We start from the raw sequence: 24,916 nt of genomic DNA, 5'->3' as shown, positions 1-24,916 counted from the left end.
CGCCGAATCATACGTCATTGTCTGTTTTTTGAGTATATGTACGTCTTTGCGGCATGACTGATCATGTGCCTATTATACGCTGCCGGCCTTATGCCTCACTCCATGAGGCTTTCCCCTGACTCATCGCCATCATCTGCTCATACAGTTGATTCTTCTGTGCCTGGGGCACATCAAAATACACTTTCACCTGCTGCGCATGCTCCATCTGCTTGATGACAATTCCCTCCTGCTCAAGCGCATAACGCACACGGCCTTCAAGTGCATAGTCAAATTCACAGACCACCGACACCGTGACAATGAGAGGGATTTTCTCCGCATTCAACAGCGCCTGTGCCACCGCATCGGTATAAGCACGCACCAGCCCGCCTGCACCCAGCTTAACACCGCCAAAATAGCGCACCACCGTCGCCAGCACGCCTTCCAGGTCCTGATGGCGCAACACCTCCAGCATCGGGCGCCCTGCCGTACCGCCGGGCTCACCATCGTCCACCGCCGCCGACTGCCCTCCCGCCAACAACGCCCAGCAGATATGTGTGGCTGTCGGGTGCTGCTGCCATAACTGGTCCACCACTTCCTGCGCCTGCGCACGGTTGGTCGCAGGCTGAACACAGCCGATAAACCGGCTTTTTTTAATGATCAATTCACTGTGTACAGGTGTGGCAAGTGTCTGTGGCATAGGGGCAAAGCCTATCACAAATTGGCCAGTTCATGCCAGCCCATTTGTTATAAACAGGCGTTCCTATTCGCAGCCGCAGATGCCAACTCAGACCTGCCGGCACTGAAGCTGCTGTACACCATTCTGTGCCAGCAAATCCAGCTCGTCCAGCAACGCCACCGCAAAACTGCCTACCGCACGCGTGCGGCCAGCGGCCAGTTCCCCTGCAATTCCCATATGTGAAAGTGCCGCTAAAGCGGCCAGCAACGGGGTTTCACAAACGGCACAATAAGCCGCCACCATCGCTGAAAGTGAACAGCCTGCACCGGTAATGCGCGTCAGCTGCTCATGGCCATTATCCAGCGCATACGTGCTGACGCCATCTGTCACGTAGTCGGTCTGGCCGGTCATCGCCACGATTGTCTGATGCTGCCGTGCCAGTTGGCGGGCACACTCCAGCACCTCATTGCTGGAGGTCAGGCTATCCGTTCCTTTGCTCAGGCTTTTCTGCCCGCCCATTGCGGCAATTTCCGCTGCATTGCCCCGGATCACGGCAGGCCGATATTGCAGCAACCCATCACAAAAACGGGTTCTGAAATCCAGTACACCATAAGCCACCGGGTCCAGCACCCAGGGTTTCCCGGCCTCGTGCGCAGCGATCACCGCCGCTTTGATCGAATCTGCAAGCTCCGGCGTTAATGTGCCCACATTCACCAGCAGCGATGAGGCAATCCGGGCAAAAGGCACACTTTCCTCCCGTGCCATCACCATGGCCGGGGAAGCGCCAATTGCCAGTAACACGTTGGCGGTAAAATTTACCACCACATCATTGGTCATGCAGTGCACCAAAGGTCCTGTCTGGCGCACCTGCTGCAACTGCTGCATCAAAATCTGCTGATTCAACATACCACGATTCCTGCTCACACGTTTATTCAATGATGCGTATTTTGCCCTGAAAACAATTCATTGCTCTGATCCAGCTCATTGAATGCATGGCATATAGGGGCAGAACACATCAAAAAATGGAGGTGTTCCCACCTCCATTGAAATGTCTGCCCTCCCGTTGATTACAGCCCGGTGATATTGGCATCCTTCGGATAACGCACCACATAAGAATAAGTGATGTTGCGCTGCTCACCTGCTTTTAGGCTCAGCGTCCACTTCACTTCACCGGTTTTATCATCATGCACACCGCCAGCCAGTTTGAGGTCATTGAGCGTGACTTCACTGTCACGGCTCACCGGCAACTGGTCTTTGATGACCAGTTGAACGGCCTCGCCGCGTGTATTGCGTATGTTGAATGTGTAGGCAAACGTCCGCTGAGCACTGCCACCAAACAAACCAGCAGTACCCCGGTTGTTCTGGTCTTCGACACGTTCGACTATGATGCGCTTGTCACGACCCAGAGAAACATCCAGCCCTTCCTTGATGTTGTTCAGATCAATCCGGCCCTGCCCAATGAAAGAGTTTTCAAAATACACATTGGTAGTACCCGGCAACAGGTTCAGGTTCTGCCAGTCGGTCAGGCGTGCCTGCAAAAAAACATCCTGATCGAGCTTGGGCGTTGCCACATACTGGTAGCTTGCCGGAACCTGGGCACTCTGAATCAGAATCATATGCCCTTTACCATCTGTCGGTACGGTATAGGGAATGGCAATATCAAAACTGGTGTTCACGCCCTGCGCGTTGGTGGTCACATAGCCGTCCAGCGCATTGGTCTGTATCCGACCGTACAATGCCGTAGTAGGCGCTTCAGCACGCATAGCGACAGGTGATGGTTGCGGCATATACTCCCTGCTGACAGATCCGCTAGCAGTGGCTGCTGTACTTACTGGCTGTGGCCTGGCCACAGCAATATGCCAGGGCCGCAGCGTGGGTACCTGCACGCCCTGTGACGGGTTGCCGGTGGACAGGGTCAGGTTCACCTTGTCCCAGTTGATGCCGGTATTCTGGAACACATTGGCCTTGTATGTCACATTCACCGGCGCCCCCACTTTGGGCACGTGCAGATCATAAGCCGGAACCCAGCCGGCATCATTGACCACATACGACATGCGAACCTGGCTGGTGGTAGCCTGTGGTGCATAAAACTTCACCACCACCTGGCCGCCAGGCTGATAGCCTTTGTTGCGCTCCTCATCCAGTTGCTGCTCCAGTTTGCCAATGCGCTCATCCAGCTTGGACACATCCAGATTCAACTGCACCTGCTGTTTCAACGCCGCAGTCATGCGGGTAGAAATCAGGTCCAGCATTTTGCCGATTTCTGCAGCAGAAATCCGGCCATCGCTTTGCGCCAGTTGGCGGTTTGCCTCCAGCACGGCCAACTGCTCCTGGATCACGCTCAGTTGAATCTGCAGGCCTTCGCGCTCGGCCTTTACCGCATCCAGCTCTTTCTGAATCTCCTGCGCTTTGGGAGACAGGTTTTCATCCACCAGGTAATCATTGCGAATGCCCGAAGACAGCACCATCACGCCGTTACTGGCCGAGATAGACAGGCTTTGCTCATTGATGCGCCCGGCCACATTGGTGAATACAACCTCGCTTTCACCGGCAGGCAGCCGCACAGAGCCGGAGTTGAACAGCTCGGCGCCGCGTAAAAATACCGTCACATTGTCCAGATTGATTTTCTGCGTGGTACTCTGTGCATAAGCCTGCAAAGACATCATGCCGCACAGCAGCGGCACCGCCACCACCGAGGCTAAAACGGTACGTATTTTGGTTTTCAGTGAGTACATATCAGTTCCTCATTGTCGTTGTTTCATGGTTCAATTCAGGGCAGTTGCTCAGGCGGTGCTGTCACAGACCCATGATCTGCGCATCTTTCGGGTAACGCACTGCAAAAGAATATGTGATGCTGCGCTGCTCGCCGGCTTTCAAATCCAGCGTCCATGTCACTTCACCTGTTTTATCATCATGCACGCCGCCAGCAAGTTTGAGGTCATTGAGCGTAACCTCGCTATCCTGGCTGACCGGCAACTGCTCTTTGATCACCAGTTTGATGGCGTCAGCACGTGTATTGCGCACATTGACAGTGTAGGCAAATGTGCGCTGCGCACTGCCGCCAAACAGTCCGGCGGTTCCCCGGTTGTTTTTATCTTCCACACGGTCAATGATGACGCGTTTGTCACGACCCAGCGAAACATCCAGCCCATCCTTGATGTTGTTCAGGTCAATCCGCCCCTGGCCGATAAATGAATTTTCAAAATACACGCTGGTAGCGCCCGGCAACAAATTCAGGTTCTGCCAGTCGGTAATGCGCGCCTGCAGGAACACATCGGAATCCAGCTTGGGTACGGTAACATACCGGTAGTCTGCGGCCATATCAGCGCTTTGCACCATGATCACATGGCCTTTGCCATCCGAAGGAACAGTGTAAGGAATACTGATTTCAAAACTGGTATTGATGCCCTGGGCATTGGTGCTTACATAACCATCCAGCGTATTGCTCTGTACCGCCCGGCGTGGTGCCGCCGGGGCCATGGCCGCCATCGGTACCGCTTTTTCTTCATACATCACGCTTTCAGCCACGCGAGCCATATCCTGCTGCGCCAGCGCCACCGGATGATCCACCGTTACAAACCACGGGTACAGATGAGGTGCCTGCACGCCCTGCGATGGGTTGCCGGTGGAAAGCGTCAGGTTCACTTTGGTCCAGTCAATCCCGGTATTCTGGAATACACGGGCCTTGTACGTCAGATGAACCGGTTCACCCACTTTCTCCACATGCAGGTCATACGTGGGCACCCAGCCCGCGTCAGACACCACATACGACATTTTCAAATCTGTCGTGGTCGCCTGCGGCGCATAAAACTTCACCACAATACGCCCCCCCGGCTGGTACCCTTTGCTGCGCTCTTCCTCCAGTTGCTGCTCCAGCCTGCCAATGCGTTCATCGAGCTTATGCAGTTCCAACTGAATATCTGCCTGCGCTTTAAGCGCCGCGCTCACCCTGGCTGCCACAAAATCCAGCATCCGGTTCAGCTCATCTACCGAAACGCTGCCCCCATCCTGCGCCAGCCTGCGGTTGGCCTTCAGTACCGCCAGTTGCTCCTTGATCACATTGATCTGCACCTGCAAACCTTCCCGCTCCAGCCTGGCAGCATCCAGTTCATCCTGAATCCGCTGCGCCTGGGGCGAAAGGGTCTCATCCTGCAGGAAATCATTCCGCACCCCCGAAGACAGCACCATCACGCCATTGCTGGCCGAGATGGACAGGCTTTGCTCATTGATACGCCCGGCCACATTGCTGAACACCACCTCGCTCTCGCCAGCCGGCAATGTCAGTTTGTCAGAGCTGAATAACTCTGCACCGCGCAGAAAAACCGTGACATGTGTCAGTTTGACAGGTTGAACCGTTGGACTCATGGTTGTTTGTGCTCCCGAAGAAAACGCCACCATGCCCAGTGCAGTGGCAAAAACCAGTGATAAAAGAGACCCTCTTTTATACAGCCGATGACAGAAATTGTTCATAAACATTCCTTGGCATATGGCCCCAAAATTACAGGCCGTTTCAAATACTGAAATGAGAGAATTGAACAACAAAATGATCAACTTCAGCATACAGATGCCCTGTTATACGGAGCAAATCCGCCAACGGGGTTAAATGGACACCCTATTTTTATACAAATACGCAAATAAAGGCTGATTGGCTGTAAAAGCACTTTCCCAGATAAAAATAAACCATGTGGCTGCACGCAACCACATGGTCATCACACCAAGGAAAAAGGTGTTTTTTTCAGACCGTTATCAGAATCACGCAAAAAGCCCGTTCTGATAGTCCAGAGCAGCCTGCAGAATTTCCTCACGCGTATTCATCACAAAAGGCCCATACTGCACAATAGGCTCATGCAACGGCTTACCTGCCAGCAGCAAAACACGGGCATCTGCCGTATTGCCGGCCGGGGCCTGCAATACCACGCCATCGGCCCCGGCGTCATTATTGAGAATACCCATGCGCTGCTGCGGCACGGTTGTCCCCTGCACATCCACATTCTGCCGGTACACATAAATGAACGCATTGGCCTGCGGCGCAATGGCCTGGGCAAACCGGGTTCCGGGCGGCATGGTGATATCCAGATACAGCGGTTGCGTGATCTCACGCTGGTGTGCGCCCTGCACATCACCGGAAATGCCTGCAATGACTTTCACATTCACCCCTTCAGGGGTGGTGTAGGCCGGAATATCCTCAGCCTGAAAGTCCTTATACCAGGGCTTTAGCATTTTTTGGCTGGCCGGCAGATTCAGCCACAACTGAAACCCTTCCATCACACCGCTTTTCTGCTCGGGCAGCTCACTGTGCACAACGCCACTGCCGGCAATCATCCACTGGACGCCGCCACTCTCCAGCACACCTTCGTGCCCGGCACTGTCACGGTGCCGCATACGCCCCTGCGACATCAGCGTAATGGTTTCGAACCCCCGGTGCGGATGGTTTGGAAAACCTTCAATGTAATCGTCAGGATCATCACTGCCGAAATGGTCCAGCATCAAAAAAGGATCCAGCCTTTTTTGCATGATCGGCTGTGACAATACACGCGTCAGGCGCACGCCAGCGCCATCACTGGTCTCTTGTCCGGCAACCAGTTGTTCAATGGTCCTGCTTTGTTTGATATTCATCGTGACCTCTTCTTTCTAGGGCGTTTTAACACGCCCTCATAACCGTTGACAATAAAGACCATACCATATTAAGGGAACAGTCAACACCCTTGCCCCCAATGGTGTCTTTCACTTGCAGCAGCAAGCTCTGCTGTAAATAAAAACGCCTGCAGTTGCAGGCGTTTTAACTGTTATGACTGGAGAATCACAACATTAAAAATCATGAATCATGCCCAGACCAAAGCTGTACTTGCGTGAAGCTGCCAGATACGCTTTAGCATCGTTATTGATACCGCCATACTGTACATACAACTGGGTACGTTTGGACAGGTTATACAAGGCAAACAACTCCCACGCCACCGGCTTCACCTCTTTATCGGTATAGCTCTGATACGCCGACCAGTTGTTGATGTCCCATAACCCGGCACCTGACACCCCTGTGTTCGGAGCCCATGTGTACTGGCTTTCCAGTCCGGCCACAGCATCGGTGTTATAGCCCACTTGTGCACCCAAAGTCAGCGCGCCTACGGGCACTTTCACACTCATGTAAAAACCTTTGCCGTCACTTTCATAATGGTTGTCAAAATACCCGCCGGCAAGCTGGAACGACCCGAAGTCATATTTGGCGGCAAGCCCCCACGAAGCGCCGATTGAAGTGCCCGGAGAACTGAAAGGCTTGCTTTCATAGGCTGCGGCCACCGTCAGGCCGCCATGGGTATAGGTGGCGCCCACCGAATACATATTTTTCGCCTGTGCATAACGGGGAAGTGTCATGCCCCAGACCGGGTCGGGATAAGCCACACTGTTATCTATGGCGAAAGCATTGTCATTTTTAAGAATCACCGCTGCCTGAAAACTGAACCCGCTGAAATCAGGCGAGATATACGCCAGCACAGAATCCGCCCGGGTCAGGCTGTTGCCAAACCCCGAACCATCCACCACATGCGGATTACCCCATGCGTCAAAATCCACTTGCCGGCCATACCCCAATGCCTGGGTAATGGCAGACAGCCCGGAATTAACCGTAGCAGATGTCAGCCCCGGTGTGCCTGAAACATCAAACTGCCCCAGCACGTTATACATCACGGTATTCTGCCTGCCGGCCTGAATTGAACCAAAGCCGCCCGACAACCCTACATAAGCCCCACGGTCAAAACCATCGCGCATTGGTTTTCCGCTTTCGGGCTGAAAGCCCTGTTCCAGCCCGAAATAGGCTTTCAAGCCGTTACCCAGATCTTCAGAACCTTTGATACCCCAACGGGAAGTATTTCTGGCGCCCCCCCATTGCTGAAACTTGCCTTCATGGCCCGGCGCGCCCTCGGCCTTGCCGCCATTACTGACACCATAGCCCACATCGATCTTGCCATACAGCGTCAGATTTGACTGTGCTGCAGCAGTGCCGGCCAGCACTGCCAATATGCCCAATGCAATCGCTTTTTTCTTCACGGTAGTCTCCTTTATAGTGATTAATGCCATATCAATAGAATTTTTTAGACAAAGATACCCCTCTCCATATGCTGGAGCTTTGGTGAGTGAATCCATCCGGTAAAAACACGCCTGCCTCTATGCAGGCGTTTGCTCAGCCCTGCAGGTCTAAAACAACCTTACAGACAATTACGCATGAAACTCATGCTTCGTATTGCTGCCCTAAAGCCAGCATTTCAGGTGTGCCAATCAACTGGTTCAGGCCATCAAAGTCATACATGTTTTCACGGAAAGGCTCATTGGTCTGGTTCTGGAACAAGGACGCATAATAACGGTTGGCCGTTAAGGCAATGGCACGCACAATGCCACCAGGGAAGATAATCAGCTTATAGCCGATATCACCCAGCTCTGATGCGTTGTGCAGCGGCGTGAAGCCGCCTTCCACCATATTGGCCATCAGCGGTGTGTACTTGCCAAGGCGCAGGTTGATCTGCTGCATTTGTTCGCGACTGCGCGGCGCTTCAACAAAAATCACATCGGCACCGGCCTGTGCATACTGCTCGGCACGCTCCAGTGCAGGCTCAAAGCCTTCCACCGCAATGGCGTCGGTACGGGCAATGATCAGTGTCTCTGCTGAGGCCCTTGCATCGACTGCCGCTTTCACCTTGCCCACCATTTCTGCGCATGAAATCAGTGATTTGCCGGACAGGTGCCCGCAACGCTTGGGCAGGCTCTGATCCTCCAGTTGCAGTGCACTGGCCCCGGCGCGTTCAAACAAACGTACAGTCCGCTGCACATTCAGTGCATTGCCATAACCGTTATCGGCATCCACTACCAGAGGTGTCGCCACCCGGTCCCGGATCAGGTTGATGGTTGCAGCCACCTCCGTCACCGAAACCAGCCCGATATCGGGCCTGCCCAGACGGGTATAGGCAATGCCGGCACCGGACAGGTACAAAGCCCTGAAACCGTACTGCGATGCAATCAGCGCCGTCAGTGCATCATAAACGCCCGGTGCAATCACCGGCTGTGCCGCTTGTAAGTCTTGTTTCAACGACATGCAAAATCTCTCCATTTAAAAATCCGCCTGTGGTTACAGGCCAAGATAAGTACGCTGCAGCTCCGGATCATTCATCACCGTTTGTGCATCCCCTGAAATCGCGACTTCGCCGTTTTCGATGATGTACGCCCTGCTGGCAAGCTCCAGAGACTGGATAACGTTCTGCTCCACCAGCATGATCGTCATGCCTTCATCGTTAAGGCGCTTGATCAGGTTGAACATTTCCTCCACCAGCAGCGGCGACAGGCCCAGCGACGGCTCATCCAGAATCAGAAACAGCGGCTCGGCCATCAGTCCCCGCCCGATCGCCAGCATCTGCTGCTCACCACCGGACAGTGTCCCGGCATTCTGATCCATGCGCTCCCGCAGGCGGGGAAACACATCGAACACATGCTCCAGGTTTTGATGCATGCGCTCAGACGCACGCAAAAAACTCCCCAGCTCCAGGTTTTCCAATACACTCATGTTCGGAAAAATTTTTCTGCCTTCGGGCACATGAATCAACCCGCTGGTGACCACCTTGCTGCTGTCTTTGCCCAGCGGCTGGCCGTTAAACATGATGTTTCCTGCACTGGCTTTCAAAATCCCCGAAAGCACCATGTTCAGCGTCGTTTTACCCACGCCATTGGATCCCAGCACCGCAACCAGTTCACCTTTTCTGACATCCAGATCAATGCCCCGCAACACCTCTACCGAACCGTAACCGGCCCGCAATCCGCGAATTTCAAGCATGCTGTGTTTCCTTCTCAGCTAAACGTGCCGCCGCACCATGGCCCAGGTACGCTTCAATGACATGCGGGTCCGCCACAACCTGTGCAGATGTTCCCTGCGCAATCAACTGCCCCTGCGACAACACATAGACATAGTCACACAGGCTGACAACAGCCTGCATCACATGCTCAATCATGAACACCGTCACACCGCTGGCGCGGATATCCTGAATCACCGGTATGATATTTTTGATCTCCGACGGATTCAGCCCGGCCAGCACCTCGTCTAGCAAAATCAGTTGCGGCTCGGTCGCAAGTGCGCGAGCCAGTTCCAGACGTTTACGGCCTGAAATCGTCAGCCCCGAAGCAGGCCGGTTCAGCTCTTTTTCCAGCCCGACCCGGATCCCCACCTCACGCGCTTTTTGGAATGCATCATCCCGATGGGTATGGCGCAGGTAGGCGCCAATCGTGATATTTTCCAGCGTGGTCAGTCCTGCAAACGGCTGCACAATCTGAAATGTACGGGCCATGCCCATGCTGGCACGTTTATAAGGCGGCAACGCCGTAATATCCTGGTCGTTGAACAACACCTGGCCTTCATTGGGCTTTAAAAATCCGGAGGCCACGGTAAACAGCGTTGTCTTACCGGCACCGTTCGGGCCGATCAGCCCGGTGATGGACCCTTTTTGGACATCCAGTGAAGCATCCTTGTTAGCCGTCAGGCCACCAAAACGCACGGTGATATTTTTCATCTGAAGCATCATGGCGACTCCTCCGGTTATCTGAGATATTTTTTCTTACGCAAACGGGTGCCCAGACTCAACAGCCCTTTCGGCAGGAAACAGACCACCATGATCAGCACCGCGCCGTAAATCGCCAGATCAATGCCCGGAATATCACCGGCAAACACCTTGACCACTTCGCTCAGCACATGAAGCGCCAGAGCACCCACCAGCGGCCCGAATACCGTGCCGATACCGCCGACAATGGCCGCCAGAAGCATTTCCACCGACATCTTGCTGCCATACACCAGCGACGCATCGATATACAGGAAACATTGTGCATACAGGCAACCGGCCGCCGCCGTCATGGCCCCCGAAATGGCAATGGCCTTGAGCTTGGTCGCCAGCACATTGATGCCCAGCGCCTGCGCGGCCCCCTCATTTTCACGAACTGCAACCAACTGAGCCCCAAACCGCGAACGCTGTATCCGCTTGACCAGCACCAGACTCAGAACCACCAGCGCCAGCGTAATCCAGTAAAAATAACGCCGGTCTGAAAACTGGAAATGCTCCCACCCGGGATTGATCGGCAGCAAGGACCCGGCCGCCCCGCCGGTAAAAGACGCCGCATTGGCCAGCACCCGCAGCACTTCGGCAATGGCCAGGGTGACCAGAGCAAAATAAGAGCCGCGCAACCCGGCACGAAATGCCAGATAGCCGATGATGGAACCCAATGCCGCCCCCACCAGCAGCGCAATCAGAAAGCCGACCCACGGATTCATATGCAGATTGGTCTGCCACAGGCTGATCACATAGGCCCCGGTGCCGAAAAAAGCCGCATGTCCAAAAGAATTCTGCCCGGCAATGCCAGCCAGCACATTCCAGCCCTGGGCTGCCAGACCAATGATCAGCGAATAAATCAACAGCGTCAGCAACACGTTGGAATCTGTCACCACAGGAAACAGGGCCAGTACAACCGCAACAATGAAAATGGGGAAATAAGGTTTCATGCTTTTGCTCCAAATAATCCTGTTGGACGGAAAAGAAGAACCAGAATAAAGGTCACAAAAATACCTATCTGCCCCAAACTTTCACCCAGAAAAAGGCCACTGAGACTCTCAATCACACCAATGAACAATCCACCGATCAATGCGCCCGAGATTGACCCCATGCCACCAAGCACCACCACGGTAAAGGCCACCAGCACAAACGTATTGCCGACATTTGGGCTGACATAAAAAATCGGCAGCAGCAGGCAACTAGCAACGGCCAGACACGCTGCGCCAATGCCAAATGTGATGGCAAAAATTTTCTGCACATTGATGCCTACCAGCCGCGCGCCCAACTGCTCTTTGGAAACCGCGCGTATGGCCCGCCCGATGCTGGTTTTAGACAGGAACAGCCACAATACAATCGCAGTCAGAATCGATGCCACCAGCCCGAACACACGGGCCTGGGAAAAAATGAACGGCCCCACCTCAAACACATCAAACGAATAACTCGTATTGATGGTGCGGATGTCTGAACGGTATATTGCCAGCAGCACATTCTCAATCACAATCGACAGCCCCAGAGTAATCAGCAAAACATTTTCATCTTTGCCGTGGCTGCCCGGTCCTATGATGTAGCGCTGCACCAGATACCCCGCAGCAAACATCAGCGGAACCAGTATGACAATCTGCCAGTAAGGGTCCAGACCGAACTTCTGGTGAATACTCAGCACAATGAACATGGCAGCCGCCAGCATGGCACCGTGCGAGAAATTAATGATATGCAAAACGCCGTATACCAGTGTCAGCCCGAGCGCTACCAAAGCGTAGATTGAACCGGTCAGCATACCGTTCAAAACAGCTTCAATGACAATACTTGGTGGATACATAAAAGCAGCTCTCTATTGTTTTATTGCAATCAGCCAAAAGGCAGAGCAAAGGCCGGCTCCCCCAGCCCTGGCTCTTTTTCGCCTATCAGGTCGGCAGCGGGTAATTGGGTTTGGCATCTGAAAATTCATGCGGGTACACCACCTTGATATCGCTTTGCTGTACCTGCAGCACCACAGGCATGGCGCCGGTGTTCTGCCCGTTTTCAAAACGTGTCGGCCCGTAAGGCATGATATGGCCTTCAAACGTCGATGAAGCCAGTGCCTCGTTGAGCGCCCCCGGGTCCACCGAAGCGGCACGCTCAATGGCGTCGGCCAGCAACTGTATCGCCGAGAAATTCAATGGCACGTTGTAATTCCAGCCTTTTTTGGAAACATCCACCTGCTTGCGGAAATCAAGCGCCAGTTGTTTGCGTGGGTCATGCCAGTGGTTGCAGTCCATGATGTTTTCCGCAGCCTGCGGAAACTCGTCAATAAAGCGCAGGTTGGACGCTGCGCCATTCAACACCGAGTACACCCCTTTGACCCGCACGCGTTGCTGTTGCAGCGTGCGCATCAGCAGCACCGTTTCAGCATAATAGGATGACGGCACGATCAGGTCCGGCCGCAGTGACCTGATGCGCAACGCCACGTTGGACATGTCTCTGGCCGGTGTCGGGTGGGAGATGGTGTCCAGAATTTCAAAGCCGTGCTTAGGCAGTTCCTGCGCCATCAGCTTTGCCAGGCCGGTTCCATACAGCCCATCCTCATGCACCAGCACAATGGTTTTGGCCGGACGCCCTGCCGCATTATTGAGCGTGACCAGATTATCAATGGCGGTTTTGGTGCAGATTTCAAACCCCGGTGAAAAACGGAAAGTATTTTTCAGACCACGCGTCACAATCTGCTCTGAAACGCCTACATCCACAATAAAAGGCAGGTTGTAGCGGGATGCCGCCTGCGAAGCCGCCAGACAGATCGGGCTAGAAAAGCCGCCAACAATGGCCGCCACACCATGCGCTTTCAGTTGCTCCACTTCCTGCACCGCCGCTTCGGGGTTGGAGCGGGCATCGGCAAACACCATCTCAAGTTTAGCCCCGCCCAATGCCTTAATACCTCCGTTGGCATTGATGTGCGCAATACCAAATTCAGCACCGGTGCGGCCATATCCGCCATCCATGGAGAAGGTTCCCGTCACAGGTTGCAGCACACCCACTTTGATTGTGGGGGGTGTCTGCCCCCAGGACAGATTTGGAACACTGATTGTCGCGGCACCGGCAACCCCGGCTTTCAGAAAGGTCCGACGACTGAAGTCATTGCGTTTCATGTTCATAACCATTCTCCAATTCAAGATCAAGTCTCACTTATAAAAATCATGCCCGAATTCAGCCATGATCTTGCTTTTTATCCGGCACCCTGCAAACAGGTCATGCCGCTTCTTCTTCGATTTGCTGCGCCGCAGCCAGTCCTGCAATGCGCCCCAGAACAACTGCCGACAACAAACCATTACCTGACAAATAGCCAAACGCCGCCGGTCCGCACAGTCCGCGTGCAGCACCCCCACCCGCATACAGGTTGGGCAAAGGTTCACCACCCTCACGCAACACCCTGGCCTGTGTATCAATCACCAGTCCGCCCTGCGTATGGAACAATGCACCTGTGACACGCGCGGCGCGATACGGTGTTGCCAGCGGCGGGTTGGTTGTAAAGTCGCGCCCGAGCGGATCCTGTTTTTCACCCCTGGCATAAGCTGCAACATCGGCCAGCGTTTTTCTGAGCGCGTCCAGCGGCAGGCCCGTCACCTGGGCCAGTTCCTCCACACTGTCTGCATGCCTGATACCGCCCAGCGACACAATCTGCTGGTAATCATGAAAAGCCAGTGCCGGTATTTCTGCGCGGGCGTCATAAATGTCCCACGCTAACTGCTCGGGCTGCTTCAGCACTTCTTGTGCATGTTCAGAATAACCGCGCATCTCATTGGCAAAACGCTCGCCGTTGATGTTGACCTGGATGCCTCCCTGGGCAATCACCGCCCAGGTCAGCGGTACACTGTGCGGCGAGGCAACCGACCCATGCCCCTGATAGGCGCCAAGATCTTTGGTTGCAGCGCCCAGCGCCACGCCCCAGTCCAGTGCATCCCCTGTATTGGACTCGTGCCCACAGTACTGGGCCTGCGCCATTTCAGGAATATACTGCCGGACTTTTTCCGGATTGCCGCCAAAGCCGTTACACGCCAGAATCACAGCATCGCAGCCAACCAGTTCCACGGAGCCATCAGGGCGGCTGAAACCAACACCAGCAACCCGGCCGTCATCGTGCACATACAAATCCTGTACAGAAGCTTCTGTCAGTATGTCAATCCCTGCCTTTGTGGCAGCACTCAGCAACATACCCTCCAGGTCTGCACCGGCCTGGCTTTTCGGCCCGTGCATGCGCAACTGTGAATGCCCCGGATAACGAAACCCCTCCACCAGATGAAAGTCCAGCCCTTCCTCATCAATCAGCCAGTCCATGGTGGGGCCGGACATTTCGGCAATTCTTTGCACGATCACCGGGTCGTTCAGGTCATGTGCCTTGGCTCTTAAATCGGCGGCAAACTGTTCAGCGCTGTCGGTAATACCTTTTTCGCGCTGCAACCGCGTATTGGCTGCCGGAATCAATCCTGCTGACAGTGAAGTGCTGCCCATCGGCGTCGCATCACGCTCCAGCACCAGAACTGCCACGCCGGACCGTGCCGCACTCAATGCCGCAACCAGCCCACAAGCGCCTGCACCAATCACCAGCAAGGGAACATAAATCTCAAATTCAGCCTGTGATGCGGGTTTAACCGGCATGTTGCCTCCTTTTTATTATCGAATAACTTAACTACAACGCAAGAATCAGGCCTGCATTTGCAGCCAAGGACGCTCACACAAATAACGCTGCTCAAATTCCTGAATTTCTTTCTGATACCCTAATGTCAGCTCCAGGTCATCAACCCCCTTGAGTAAACACTCGCGCCAGAACGGATCGAGCTCAAAGTGGCTTTTAGCACCATCGGGAAAAATCACTTCCAGCTTTTCAAGATCAACCGTCATGATGACATGCTCCGCCTGCGAGAGTTTCATCCGCTGGCTGGCAATCAACTGTTCATCCAGACGCACCGGAACAATGCCGTTTTTCAGACAGTTGTTATAAAAAATGTCCCCAAAACTGGGCGCAATGATGGTGCGTATACCATAGTCATACAACGCATAGACGGCTGCTTCGCGTGACGAGCCGCAACCAAAATTGGTATCTGCCAGCAGAATCTGAGCATTCCGGAATTTCGGCTGATTTAAAACAAACCCGGCAATCTCCTGCTCCTGCGCATCAAAACGCAAGTCATGAAAAAGTATGTGACCATAACCCTGCTTGCGGTCTGTTTTTAAAAATCTGGCCGGCACAATCTGGTCGGTATCAATATTTTTACCTTCCAGCGGTGCGGCACGGCCTGTTTTACGGATGAATGCCTGCATCATGCACCTGCCAGTTTTCGTACATCGGTTAAATGTCCGGTCACGGCTGCTGCGGCAACCATCGCCGGGCTCATCAGATGGGTGCGGGCACCCGGCCCCTGCCGGCCCACAAAATTGCGGTTGGAGGTAGAGGCACAACGCTTGCCCGCAGGCACCACATCACCGTTGATCGCTGCACACATGGAACAGCCGGAATCCAGCCACTCCAGCCCCGCATCTCTAAATATACGATCCAGTCCTTCTGCCTCTGCATCGCGTTTCACCAGCCCCGACCCGGGCACCACAATGCCGGGCACCACGGCCTTGCGCCCTTTCAATACGGCAGCGGCAGCCCGCAGGTCTGACAACCGGCTGTTGGTGCATGAGCCGATAAAGACTGTATCCACCGCCACCTGTTCCAGCGGTGTTCCCGGTTGCAAGTCCATATACTGAAGTGCCGCCTGTGCGGCTGACCGCCGCAGCGGATCGCTGATGGCATCAGGGTCTGGCACACAGGCACTGATTGGCAGTGCATTTTCCGGGCTGGTGCCCCAGGTAACCATCGGTTCGATCTGTGAGCCGTCTATCTGCACCTCGCGGTCAAACACCGCGTTGTCATCCGAAGGCAGCGTGCGCCAATATGCAACGGCCTGCTCCCACAAAGCGCCTTTCGGCGCCATCGGACGCCCGGCCAGATATTCAAAGGTGGTGTCGTCCGGAGCCACCATGCCACAGCGTGCACCTGCCTCTATAGACATATTGCACACGGTCAGCCGCTCCTCAATGGACATGCCGGAAAAAACATCGCCTGCATACTCAATGGCGTAACCCGTTGCACCTGACGAGCCAATGTGCGCAATGATGGCCAGAATCACATCCTTGGCGGAAACGCCTGCTGCGCGCTGCCCGTCGACACGAATGCGCATCACGCGCGGCCGGCCCTGCCACAGCACCTGTGTGGCCATGACATGTACCGTTTCAGACTGCCCGATGCCAAAGGCAATGCTGCCTAATGCCCCATGCGTTGAGGTGTGGCTGTCGCTGCACACCACCACCATGCCCGGCTGTGTATAGCCCTGTTCAGGCCCCACCACATGCACAATGCCCTGGCTCTGATCTGCCAGGGAAAAATTGGGAATTCCGGCCCAGTGCATGTTATCGTCAAACTGCCGGATCATGTGTGCAATCTCGGGGGTTGCGGCACCATCAGCCGTTCTGGCCCGGGTGGGCACATAATGATCGGCAATACCCAGTATCTGCCTGGGAGAGCGTACCGACAGATGGCGCTGACGCATCTGGGCAAACGCATGGAACGAACCTTCATGGATCATGGCCCGGTCAACATACAGCAATGTCGGCCGGTTTTCGCGCGCCATAATGACATGGCTGTCCCATATTTTCTGAAACATGGACTTGCCAGCAGAAGACGGATCACGCACCTCAGCCATGGGCCACCTTTTGCGACGCAATGAATGCATCCAGAATCTGCGCTCCGGTTGCAGGCCAGATGCCATCGTGCTGCAAAATGTACTCCAGCAGTTCGCGTACCTTGCCCACCCGATACGGCACTCCGGTCACCCATGCATGCAACGGAATGCTCATGACGCGGCCACCATATTTTTGCGCCTCACGGTAAAGCACGTCAAAACGGTCTTTCACCTGCTGCAGCCACTGGTCCTCGTTGTGGTGAAAATCCAGCATCACGACACGGTCGTCGGTTTCATGTGCCAGCGGCATCGCATAATGCTCGCCACTGTTCACATTCATGGCATAGGGCAAATCATCATTGGCCCAGTCACACGCATAACGCACGCCATTTTGTGCCAGCAGATGCGGCGTCTGGTCTGACTGCGCCCGCGCCGGTGACAGCCAGCCGGTCACCGCCTGCCCACTGGCCTGCCGCAAGACCGCCAGGCTTTGTGCAATCAGCGCTTGCTCATCAGCCATGCCGGTGTAATGTACATGCCCCATATCTTTGCCATGTGCCACAACTTCCATAGACCTGGCAACCACCGCTTTCACCAGCGCTGGATAGCGAAGTGCAATCTCAGCATTCATTGCCACAGAGGCCGGCAACTTGAGATCATCCAGCACTTTCAGCAGCCGGAAAATACCGACCCGGTTGCCATAATCACGGCAGGTATAGTGGCGAAAATCGGGAAACGGCATGGTCAGCCCGCCCGGCGCCCGAAATGGCTTGCTGGGCATATTCAGCGGAAACCACTGCACAATCGGCATGACCCATAATGCCATATAGGCACCGTTGGGCCATGCCACCGGAGCACGTTCATAGGGGTCAGACCATGCATACAGGCTCTGGTCCATGGCATGGCGGCGCTGGGGGTATGTTAGGTAATCCTGAGTTAAAGACATGATATTTCCCCCTTAACCGTTAACTGCTGCGATGCTCTTTTTCGCGGCATCGTAATAGTTGGACAAATAGTATTCGGCAATTTCGCGTCCGGTCGCCAGCCACACCTGCTCTTTATCCGCAATGTAGCTCAGTGCCTCGGCAAAAGCGTCAATGCGATGCGGCTGCCCGACCGCATAAGGATGCAGTGGAATGCACATGACCGTACCCGACTGCGCGCCTTCTTCATACAGTTGATCAAACTGGCGCTTGATCACTTCGCCATAGTGCCGCGGCGTATAAAAATCGGTGCTGTAAACGATGATGTCATTCATTTCCAGCGAATAGGGAACACTGATCAGCCTGCCATGCTCCACGTTCAAAGGCGTTGGCTGGTCGTCATGAAACAGGTCACAGGTATACAGCAGACCCTCTTCGGCCAGCAGGTCCATTGACCACGGATTATTGGACAACGCCGGCGAAAGCCAGCCGTCCAATCGCTGTCCGGTCCATTTTTTAATGGTCTCGCGGGAATCCACAATGATGGCGCGCTCCTGCTCAGGCGTCATGCCATACACGTAGCGCGTGTTATAAATACCGTGCGAAAAAAACTCCCAGCCCCGGTCGGCGCAGGCCTTGATAATTTCCGGGTGGTGCTCGCACATCGCCACATTCAGCGACACCGAGCCACGCACCCCCACTTCGTCCATGGCCGCCATGGTACGTTTCCAGCCGGCCCGGTTACCATAGTCACGGTGCGAGTACGCCAGCACGTCCGGATTGGGCCTGGCCCATGGTGAGCGCACCGGATTCGGCGGCGGATTAAATTCATAAAACTCGATATTGGGTGCCACCCAGACAGCAATACGGGCACCGTTAGGCCAGGTAATTTTGGGCCGCCCCTCATACGGGAAATAGTCATACAGCCCCAGCTCTGTCGTCATTTCTCTCATGCCGCATCTCCCGGGTACTGATTCAGCCAGGTAAATACCTCAGCCACCGGGATCACATCACCGTACTTGACTGCAATGTCATACAGGTTCGCAAAATGCGGGCTTTCGTGTTTGTCTGCCACACACTCTTCCGGCACGATCATCCGGTAGCCGCATGACAGGCCGTCCACCACAGCCGCCCGGATACAGCCCGATGTGGAACCACCGGTCAGAATGATCGTATCGCAGCCGTGCCAGGTCATCAAAGAGCGCAGGTGGGTTTCAAAAAAGGCCGACGCCATGCGTTTATTGATGATGATGTCGCGCACCTGATCCACCTGCAGGCGGTCATCAAACTCTGCGCGCCTGGAACCCACCTTGATATTCTGCAACGAATCCGGCGTGTTGCTGCGCGTTCCCCACAGGCCGCAGTCTTCGCCCGACTCCATATACGCCACATAAGTCCATGCCACAGGCAGGCCAAGCTGGCGGAACTTCGCTGCCAGTTGGTTCACATACTCCAACTGCTTAGGATCTGTTTCGTATGCCGTTGCAAACTCGCCCACACAGGTATAGGCTTTTTGCAGATCGATGCTGAGCAGCATGGGCTTTCGGCCAAAGCCAAGCCGGGGGCGCGTTGGTTTTGCCTTAATGGCCTCATAAAGTTGTCGTGCAGTCTGATCGGATCGTTCCATGCAATTCTCCTTGGCCTCAACATCGTTCAATGACTTAATGTTATATAATTAGGACATATTTGACATGAGTATTTCCCCTAATAGGGTTAATGTTTTAGCCAGCGGAGAATCCTTATGCCTTAATTTACAAGCGAAGTCAGCCGCATTACACTCTGGCTTGGTGATTCATTGCATGACTTGCTTGAAAGCAGTCAGTTGTTGCAGGGAGTGATATATACAAAAGGGAGATTGAATACATGCGCAACCGTCAAACATACGGAAGTGGCTTTACGCCCGCCTTTTCCAACTGCCGTTGCAGCTCAATCCATCATCCATTCTGATTTTTCCTGTCATGACCACTTTGAAAAAAACGCAAAACGGAACCGTTCCCGTATCCCACATACACGTCAACCTGGCGGATGCCTCGCTGCACGATAAATCCCCTCTGCCTTTGTATCACCGGGTTTACGTTGTATTGCGCGAGCTGATCATTGGCGGGCACTACCAGGTTGGCCAGATACTGCCGGCAGAAGCGGAACTGATGCAAAAATTCGGCGTCAGCCGCATCACCGTTAAACGTGCGCTGGACGAACTCGCGGCAGAAAAACTGGTTTCCCGCTCGCGCGGGCGCGGCACCATGGTCACCCAGCGCAACACGTCACAATCCGTTGGTGCGCCCATCACAGCCAGCATTGAAGGGCTGTTTACCAACCTGTCTCAAATTGCGGATAAAACCACCGTCAAAATCCAGTCGTTCGAATACCTGCCTGCACCGGCTTTTGTTGCACAACAACTGAATTTGCCGGCCGATACGGTTGTTCAGTGTGCCTCCCGGGTTCGCTATTTGAACAAGCAGGCCTTTTCGCACTCGGTCAGCTATGTGATTGAACCGGTTGGCCGCACATTTACCGCAAAAGACCTCAAATCACTGGCGTTGATCGACCTGTTGAAGCGCGCCGGCATCGTGATCAACCGTGTGCAACAGGCGATTGGCTGCACACTGGCAGACCCTGACTCTGCCCAGTTGCTCAATGTGCAGATTGGCAGCCCTTTGCTGCGCTTGCACCGCGTATTTTTTGACCAGAATGAGCGGGCGATTAACTTCTCCCAGATTCACTACCCCTCTGATCGCTTTGAATACTGCATGGCGTGGTCTCGCGGCAGCGACGACAAACTGCAGATCGAATCAGGCACCCGCACATCTTTTTCCCTCTGATGCGATACAGACCATTGGTTTGGTAAGCGCATTGTCTTGTTAATAATTTCTGTAATTAAAGAAATTATAGTAAAAATAGTATATACTGACAATAAAACGGCATACACCTATGCTTATTCAGAAGCATGCACATCCGTAAAGTGCCTTTGCGAAAGACAAATCAAAAGGAGATTCACCATGGATTCCAACAACGAATTCATCTACCCCAGCCCCCATTTATGGGGAAAGTGCTGCAATAAGCTGCTCAATAGCCACCGCCTGCTTGCGGCCAGACGGGCCACCATATCCAGGCTGCCGTTTGTCAAACTGGAAAGTGGTGTGCATGACATCGTTTACCTGAACTGGCTGGTTGATATTGATGCTCTGCGGGGCTATATTCCTGACGGCCTGCAGATCAAACAGCAAAATGGCCGCACACTGTTTACCATTCTCACGTACAGGCACCGCCATTTCGGCCCGATATTTATGGGCCCGCTGCGCGGCATATTCCCCTCGCCCCTGCAAAGCAACTGGCGGCTTTATCTGGACACCCTGCCCGATGGCACATCCGGCGCAGGTATTGTCCTGTTTCTTAAAAACATTTTGAACAGCTTCCTCTATACAGCCGGCAGCCGCATTTTCAGCGATGCATTGCCCTCGCACCTCGCGGCAGAATTTGAACACACCGCCGCAGAAGGCACCTACAGCACGCACATTTCATCAGGACAAGGCAGTGCGCCGGCACTCTCCTGCACTGCGCGCCAGATCTCACAAAAAAAACTGCCGCCTGAATTTTCCCAATGGTATGGCGACTGGAATCAGGCCTTAACACACATCTGCCTGCAACACAGCGCAGTGGTTCATGTGGAGAGCATCAACCGCATTGCACATGCCGGTATTGAGCTGCCCATTGATACCTCACAGGCACTGCCATTACAGGTTGATGACATACAACTGCCCTTTCTTGAGCAGTTGGGCGCCAATCCGAGCGAACTTTTTGCATTTGCAGTCCCCCAGGTTCAGTTCCAGGTTTTATGGGAGCAGATTTTATAGACCTATGCTTTGGCATAAAAGGCATTGGCCCACCGTCAAAGCCAAACCATACCTTTTGGTTATTTTGGTTACACCACGCAGGTTTTATTCATCCTGCGCCCAGATGTCCGCATATTCTTTTTTGCGCTCAAACAGGCGCTCTACATAACTGCAATGGGGCAATACTTTGCGGTTTTCTTTGCGCATGACTTCTGCGGCTTTTTGCACCAGCATTTCCGCAATGCTGTGGCCGCGCAGCTCCGGATTGACAAAGGTATGGTCAAAAGATGCCAGATCTGTTCCCATCCGGGTAAATGTAATTTCACCCACTTCCTGCTCACTTGCATCCACTGCAATAATGCGGCTTCCCTGATCTATGAAATGCATATGAATACCATCGGTTGAAATAACTCACAGTATAACGCTTGCCGCTAACCTCTTTCTGTCTCAGGCATGAACAGCACAGGCTACGCAGGACCTTAATACGCATAATGATAAGATCTGAATACCGTATCAACCTGATTGAAGTCATATTGCCATGTTATCCGTTGTTCAAGTCCGGGATCTTAAAGACAAATTTCCATTTCCAAAGTGGGTTAAAGAAGAAATGCGTATCCTGTTGCATCAGGGAGATGCACATATAGATGGGCACCTGCATCTGGACTGGGATCGCAACACGCTTTATGAACAATGGATTCAGTCAAATTCGGCATCCCAAAACATCCGCCTGAACGATATTGATGGTATTGTCATTACCGCAGACCTGCATGTCACGGAATCCATTTTGAATACCAGTGCGGATGGCGGCCCGTTCCTTATCGTGATGGGTAACTGCCGGGCCCGTAATATCGTCAGCGGCGGCGCCAGTATCATCATCAAAAAAGATGCGTCCATCTCAGACGCGGTATACGGGTTTTATAACCATGGAGAACTGGACATATGGGGCAGGCTGATAACCACTATTCTGATCAATGAAGACCACGCCATATCCATCGGCCTCAATACGTTTATTCAATCCGGGAAATTCAGCCCGAAAGATGTTGCCTGCCAGATAAAAATCACCGAAAGCATCGATAACAGCGCCCGGATTCCTGCCAACTTAAAACCGCTGTTATCGCCACGCATTCAGTTGTGGGGGGATATACTGCGCGCCCTGCGCGATGGCCAGCGTGTTATCGCAACCACAGATGAAAAAAAACCGGACAGCGTTGAAGACTGGGTTGCACTGGTGTGGAAAAACCCCGCTGTACTGAAAAAAGTGCCGAAACAACTGAAAACCACGGAAGCATTCTATCTGGCCTTATTTGCCGAAAACAGCCCGTTGGATCGTATGCTCCTATCCGAAATGGTCGGGCAGATTCCCCAAAACGCCTGTACCGAAAAAGTGATGGTCGCAGCCATGCAACTCTCTCCCAAAAGCCTGCTGCGTGTACCACTGGCTGTTGATCTGCATGCGCTGTATGAGCAATGCTTCATGCAGGTCAGGCATCCGCAAAAAATCTTTGAAGATATTCCGGAACAATTCCGCTCTGCAGCCATGCAGAATTACCTTCAGACACTGGGTCAATAGGCTGTTACACATTGATATCATTTAAAATAACTCATGCTCCAAACTGCCTGAACACCCGATGCTTTATATGTTCATCGTTGTGAAGAACCATTTACTTACGTGCGGGGCCGGCAAACGTTATTTTTAAAGTTAAAAACAGCATGTCGATTTCAGCCATCAAAAACCTGGTTCCCATACCGGTCCAGTCTTTTTTATTTTTGATCTCGCGCACCTACAAATATCTGTTTGTATTATGTGTCGGGCTGCTGATTGCAGGCTGGGTGATGGATGGCCGAATGCCCACCCCGGATGCCATGCTGCCGGAGCTCGGGCACGAGCCGCTGCAACAAAGCGCCCAAGTGGCAGAATTTACCCAGACCGAACACGGCACGACATATTACGTGAAACCGCTGTACACCTATGAGCTTTATGGGTTGGTGGTCAGCAAGCATGAGGCCAATTCCAGTTTTCTCAGCAACTCTCATGCGCGCTGGGGAGACTACCTGAATACGACTGACTTATGCGTGGTCTGGGGGAACAATGCATTCAGTGGCATCTACCAGCAGATTAAATTCAGAAGCGGCGAATGGACCTGCTTTTTTGAAAGCAAAGGCGGTTACGAAGTCTACCGCGCATTTGATATCAACCGTGTCAGCAATAACCACATGCTCATTGGCAACCAGGAGGTTGCGAAAATTCTGCGTGATGTCCGCATCGGCGACCAGATTTACTTCAAAGGCTACCTGGCCGAATACGGCACGGCCAGTCACAGAATCCGCGGTACCAGCACCACCCGGACAGATACAGGGCAAGGTGCGTGCGAAACAGTGTATGCCACGCATGTCCAGATCATTCAGGAAATTCCACGGATCTGGCGCCTGCTGATGTGGGCAGGTGTCTGGGGCATTGTGGCGCTTTATATATTATGGTTCTTCACACCGGCATCCAGCCCAACCCGGCAGGAAGAAGCTGACGATGATGAAAATGACGACGACCTGGACTGGAGAGAACGCTACCGCGCACAGCGCCCACATGAACGCCATTGAAAACAGCGTGCAAAAACGAATGCGCTCTTATGCACACTCAAAGCCAGGGGTCATAAAAGCCCGATGAACGCCGGCGATGCAAAGCCTATTCGTTGTTTCAGGCTGCTTTCAAGCTGTTTTCAGGCTTTTTTCACAAAACAGGCTTTAAGTGCCATTGAAACACCGTCCACCTTGCAGTCAATTTCATGGTCGCCATCAACCAGGCGGATGCTGCGCACTTTGGTGCCCTGTTTAATCACCTCGGAAGAACCACGCAGCTTCAGGTCCTTGATCAAGGTCACGCTGTCCCCGTCAGCCAGTACATTGCCATTGGCGTCCTTGACAATTCGGGCCGCATCTGAAGCCTTATCCTCCCGCTCCCATTCATGCCCGCAGGTGGCACACTCATAATGGTCGGGAAAGTCAAGAACATCGTTCAAAGAACAAACGGGGCAGGCAGGTTGGGACATGTCAAAATCAAAGTCAGTGTGCAGGCCGTTTTCTTTTCTTGAACCGCTTTCGGGTACAAGCAAAAATGAACGTCCGGCTTGTGTTATTGAGAAATGGCCCATCCGCACATGGCGGCGGCGGGCTATGAGCCGCCCATTATATAGAGCATTCTTTTTAATGCATCCATACCATCGGATAATGGTCTCTGAAA

General features: G+C 53.6%; 24 protein-coding genes. 4 read left to right on the top strand and 20 right to left on the bottom strand.

Features of this window, described 5'->3' with window-relative positions; genetic code table 11:
• Nucleotides 1-88 precede the first annotated feature (88 nt).
• The 18 genes from AACY98_RS00400 to AACY98_RS00315 all read right to left on the bottom strand — a co-directional run bounded on the left by AACY98_RS00400 (nt 89) and on the right by AACY98_RS00315 (nt 19,475).
• On the bottom strand, nt 89-676 hold the full coding sequence (locus AACY98_RS00400) for an IMPACT family protein (RefSeq protein ID WP_339800177.1): 588 nt from the start codon (nt 674-676) through the stop codon (nt 89-91).
• Nucleotides 677-763: 87 nt separating this feature from the next.
• Entirely contained in the window at nt 764-1,561 is a 798-nt protein-coding gene (gene thiM / locus AACY98_RS00395) for a hydroxyethylthiazole kinase (protein ID WP_339800175.1), read from the bottom strand.
• A 161-nt stretch (nt 1,562-1,722) separates the two neighbouring features.
• The gene (locus AACY98_RS00390) at nt 1,723-3,390 is read right to left on the bottom strand and encodes a mucoidy inhibitor MuiA family protein (protein ID WP_339800172.1); all 1,668 of its coding nucleotides are present in this window, start codon (nt 3,388-3,390) and stop codon (nt 1,723-1,725) included.
• A 61-nt stretch (nt 3,391-3,451) separates the two neighbouring features.
• On the bottom strand, nt 3,452-5,125 hold the full coding sequence (locus AACY98_RS00385; protein ID WP_339800169.1) for a mucoidy inhibitor MuiA family protein: 1,674 nt from the start codon (nt 5,123-5,125) through the stop codon (nt 3,452-3,454).
• A gap of 282 nt (nt 5,126-5,407) precedes the next feature.
• Nucleotides 5,408-6,271 (bottom strand): pirin family protein, encoded by an 864-nt coding sequence (locus AACY98_RS00380; RefSeq protein ID WP_126979557.1) that lies wholly within the window; start codon nt 6,269-6,271, stop codon nt 5,408-5,410.
• A 192-nt stretch (nt 6,272-6,463) separates the two neighbouring features.
• Entirely contained in the window at nt 6,464-7,696 is a 1,233-nt protein-coding gene (locus AACY98_RS00375) for a porin (protein ID WP_339800165.1), read from the bottom strand.
• Between the two features lie 181 nt (nt 7,697-7,877).
• Entirely contained in the window at nt 7,878-8,735 is an 858-nt protein-coding gene (locus AACY98_RS00370) for an isocitrate lyase/PEP mutase family protein (protein WP_339800162.1), read from the bottom strand.
• Nucleotides 8,736-8,768: 33 nt separating this feature from the next.
• A complete protein-coding gene (locus tag AACY98_RS00365; protein WP_126979551.1) occupies nt 8,769-9,467 on the bottom strand; it encodes an ABC transporter ATP-binding protein in 699 nt (232 codons plus the stop codon).
• Nucleotides 9,460-10,206, bottom strand: coding sequence for an ABC transporter ATP-binding protein (locus AACY98_RS00360; RefSeq protein WP_126979704.1), 747 nt, complete (start codon nt 10,204-10,206; stop codon nt 9,460-9,462). Before AACY98_RS00360 ends, AACY98_RS00365 begins: the two co-directional genes overlap by 8 nt.
• Nucleotides 10,207-10,223: 17 nt before the next feature.
• The gene (locus AACY98_RS00355) at nt 10,224-11,177 is read right to left on the bottom strand and encodes a branched-chain amino acid ABC transporter permease (RefSeq protein WP_126979549.1); all 954 of its coding nucleotides are present in this window, start codon (nt 11,175-11,177) and stop codon (nt 10,224-10,226) included.
• Nucleotides 11,174-12,046, bottom strand: coding sequence for a branched-chain amino acid ABC transporter permease (locus tag AACY98_RS00350; RefSeq protein ID WP_126979547.1), 873 nt, complete (start codon nt 12,044-12,046; stop codon nt 11,174-11,176). The genes AACY98_RS00355 and AACY98_RS00350 overlap by 4 nt, the downstream gene beginning before the upstream one ends.
• A gap of 85 nt (nt 12,047-12,131) precedes the next feature.
• A complete protein-coding gene (locus AACY98_RS00345) occupies nt 12,132-13,355 on the bottom strand; it encodes an ABC transporter substrate-binding protein (RefSeq protein ID WP_239442154.1) in 1,224 nt (407 codons plus the stop codon).
• Nucleotides 13,356-13,449: 94 nt separating this feature from the next.
• Nucleotides 13,450-14,856, bottom strand: a complete 1,407-nt coding sequence (locus AACY98_RS00340; RefSeq protein WP_339800158.1) for an FAD-dependent oxidoreductase — start codon at nt 14,854-14,856, stop codon at nt 13,450-13,452.
• A 45-nt stretch (nt 14,857-14,901) separates the two neighbouring features.
• Complete coding sequence (leuD, locus tag AACY98_RS00335; RefSeq protein WP_339800156.1) at nt 14,902-15,522, bottom strand: 3-isopropylmalate dehydratase small subunit; 621 nt, start codon at nt 15,520-15,522, stop codon at nt 14,902-14,904.
• Nucleotides 15,519-16,946, bottom strand: a complete 1,428-nt coding sequence (gene leuC / locus AACY98_RS00330) for a 3-isopropylmalate dehydratase large subunit (protein WP_339800153.1) — start codon at nt 16,944-16,946, stop codon at nt 15,519-15,521. The genes leuD and leuC overlap by 4 nt, the downstream gene beginning before the upstream one ends.
• Nucleotides 16,939-17,871, bottom strand: coding sequence for a polysaccharide deacetylase family protein (locus AACY98_RS00325; RefSeq protein ID WP_339800151.1), 933 nt, complete (start codon nt 17,869-17,871; stop codon nt 16,939-16,941). Before AACY98_RS00325 ends, leuC begins: the two co-directional genes overlap by 8 nt.
• Before the next feature lie 12 nt (nt 17,872-17,883).
• Nucleotides 17,884-18,801: a polysaccharide deacetylase family protein gene (locus AACY98_RS00320; protein WP_339800148.1), complete on the bottom strand. Its 918-nt coding sequence runs from the start codon at nt 18,799-18,801 to the stop codon at nt 17,884-17,886.
• Nucleotides 18,798-19,475, bottom strand: a complete 678-nt coding sequence (locus AACY98_RS00315; protein ID WP_126979539.1) for an isochorismatase family protein — start codon at nt 19,473-19,475, stop codon at nt 18,798-18,800. Before AACY98_RS00315 ends, AACY98_RS00320 begins: the two co-directional genes overlap by 4 nt.
• Nucleotides 19,476-19,806: 331 nt before the next feature.
• Between AACY98_RS00315 and AACY98_RS00310 the strand changes: the two genes are divergently transcribed.
• Both AACY98_RS00310 and AACY98_RS00305 read left to right on the top strand, forming a co-directional pair.
• Complete coding sequence (locus AACY98_RS00310; RefSeq protein WP_339800144.1) at nt 19,807-20,670, top strand: GntR family transcriptional regulator; 864 nt, start codon at nt 19,807-19,809, stop codon at nt 20,668-20,670.
• A 177-nt stretch (nt 20,671-20,847) separates the two neighbouring features.
• Nucleotides 20,848-21,702, top strand: a complete 855-nt coding sequence (locus tag AACY98_RS00305; RefSeq protein ID WP_339800141.1) for a DUF2071 domain-containing protein — start codon at nt 20,848-20,850, stop codon at nt 21,700-21,702.
• An 84-nt stretch (nt 21,703-21,786) separates the two neighbouring features.
• Here AACY98_RS00305 and AACY98_RS00300 read toward each other — a convergent pair whose 3' ends face one another.
• On the bottom strand, nt 21,787-22,068 hold the full coding sequence (locus tag AACY98_RS00300; protein ID WP_339800138.1) for a GNAT family N-acetyltransferase: 282 nt from the start codon (nt 22,066-22,068) through the stop codon (nt 21,787-21,789).
• 220 nt (nt 22,069-22,288) lie between these two features.
• Here AACY98_RS00300 and AACY98_RS00295 point away from each other — a divergent pair, with 220 nt between their 5' ends.
• Together AACY98_RS00295 and AACY98_RS00290 are read left to right on the top strand one after the other, a co-directional pair.
• Complete coding sequence (locus AACY98_RS00295) at nt 22,289-23,251, top strand: hypothetical protein (protein WP_339800134.1); 963 nt, start codon at nt 22,289-22,291, stop codon at nt 23,249-23,251.
• Between the two features lie 140 nt (nt 23,252-23,391).
• On the top strand, nt 23,392-24,276 hold the full coding sequence (locus AACY98_RS00290) for a hypothetical protein (RefSeq protein ID WP_339800131.1): 885 nt from the start codon (nt 23,392-23,394) through the stop codon (nt 24,274-24,276).
• A 119-nt stretch (nt 24,277-24,395) separates the two neighbouring features.
• Here the strand turns inward: AACY98_RS00290 and AACY98_RS00285 are convergent, their stop codons facing one another.
• On the bottom strand, nt 24,396-24,725 hold the full coding sequence (locus AACY98_RS00285) for a zinc ribbon domain-containing protein YjdM (protein ID WP_339800128.1): 330 nt from the start codon (nt 24,723-24,725) through the stop codon (nt 24,396-24,398).
• Nucleotides 24,726-24,916 lie beyond the last annotated feature (191 nt).

This window comes from Saezia sanguinis (genome assembly GCF_963921665.1).
GTDB lineage: Bacteria > Pseudomonadota > Gammaproteobacteria > Burkholderiales > Burkholderiaceae_C > Saezia > Saezia sanguinis.
This window is presented reverse-complemented; position numbering and strand designations above follow the sequence as displayed.

Excerpts from the sequence above, each read along its gene's own strand:
- AACY98_RS00400 (WP_339800177.1), bottom strand. The coding sequence starts at position 676 with ATGCCACAGACACTTGCCACACCTGTACACAGTGAATTGATCATTAAA.
- AACY98_RS00315 (WP_126979539.1), bottom strand. The coding sequence starts at position 19,475 with ATGGAACGATCCGATCAGACTGCACGACAACTTTATGAGGCCATTAAG.
- AACY98_RS00350 (WP_126979547.1), bottom strand. The coding sequence starts at position 12,046 with ATGTATCCACCAAGTATTGTCATTGAAGCTGTTTTGAACGGTATGCTG.
- AACY98_RS00360 (WP_126979704.1), bottom strand. The coding sequence starts at position 10,206 with ATGCTTCAGATGAAAAATATCACCGTGCGTTTTGGTGGCCTGACGGCT.
- AACY98_RS00305 (WP_339800141.1), top strand. The coding sequence starts at position 20,848 with ATGGATTCCAACAACGAATTCATCTACCCCAGCCCCCATTTATGGGGA.
- AACY98_RS00385 (WP_339800169.1), bottom strand. The coding sequence starts at position 5,125 with ATGAACAATTTCTGTCATCGGCTGTATAAAAGAGGGTCTCTTTTATCA.
- leuC (WP_339800153.1), bottom strand. The coding sequence starts at position 16,946 with ATGGCTGAGGTGCGTGATCCGTCTTCTGCTGGCAAGTCCATGTTTCAG.
- AACY98_RS00370 (WP_339800162.1), bottom strand. The coding sequence starts at position 8,735 with ATGTCGTTGAAACAAGACTTACAAGCGGCACAGCCGGTGATTGCACCG.
- AACY98_RS00345 (WP_239442154.1), bottom strand. The coding sequence starts at position 13,355 with ATGAACATGAAACGCAATGACTTCAGTCGTCGGACCTTTCTGAAAGCC.
- leuD (WP_339800156.1), bottom strand. The coding sequence starts at position 15,522 with ATGATGCAGGCATTCATCCGTAAAACAGGCCGTGCCGCACCGCTGGAA.
- AACY98_RS00300 (WP_339800138.1), bottom strand. The coding sequence starts at position 22,068 with ATGCATTTCATAGATCAGGGAAGCCGCATTATTGCAGTGGATGCAAGT.
- AACY98_RS00320 (WP_339800148.1), bottom strand. The coding sequence starts at position 18,801 with ATGAGAGAAATGACGACAGAGCTGGGGCTGTATGACTATTTCCCGTAT.
- AACY98_RS00310 (WP_339800144.1), top strand. The coding sequence starts at position 19,807 with ATGACCACTTTGAAAAAAACGCAAAACGGAACCGTTCCCGTATCCCAC.
- AACY98_RS00295 (WP_339800134.1), top strand. The coding sequence starts at position 22,289 with ATGCGTATCCTGTTGCATCAGGGAGATGCACATATAGATGGGCACCTG.
- AACY98_RS00325 (WP_339800151.1), bottom strand. The coding sequence starts at position 17,871 with ATGTCTTTAACTCAGGATTACCTAACATACCCCCAGCGCCGCCATGCC.
- AACY98_RS00355 (WP_126979549.1), bottom strand. The coding sequence starts at position 11,177 with ATGAAACCTTATTTCCCCATTTTCATTGTTGCGGTTGTACTGGCCCTG.
- AACY98_RS00390 (WP_339800172.1), bottom strand. The coding sequence starts at position 3,390 with ATGTACTCACTGAAAACCAAAATACGTACCGTTTTAGCCTCGGTGGTG.
- thiM (WP_339800175.1), bottom strand. The coding sequence starts at position 1,561 with ATGTTGAATCAGCAGATTTTGATGCAGCAGTTGCAGCAGGTGCGCCAG.
- AACY98_RS00380 (WP_126979557.1), bottom strand. The coding sequence starts at position 6,271 with ATGAATATCAAACAAAGCAGGACCATTGAACAACTGGTTGCCGGACAA.
- AACY98_RS00365 (WP_126979551.1), bottom strand. The coding sequence starts at position 9,467 with ATGCTTGAAATTCGCGGATTGCGGGCCGGTTACGGTTCGGTAGAGGTG.
- AACY98_RS00290 (WP_339800131.1), top strand. The coding sequence starts at position 23,392 with ATGTCGATTTCAGCCATCAAAAACCTGGTTCCCATACCGGTCCAGTCT.
- AACY98_RS00340 (WP_339800158.1), bottom strand. The coding sequence starts at position 14,856 with ATGCCGGTTAAACCCGCATCACAGGCTGAATTTGAGATTTATGTTCCC.
- AACY98_RS00285 (WP_339800128.1), bottom strand. The coding sequence starts at position 24,725 with ATGTCCCAACCTGCCTGCCCCGTTTGTTCTTTGAACGATGTTCTTGAC.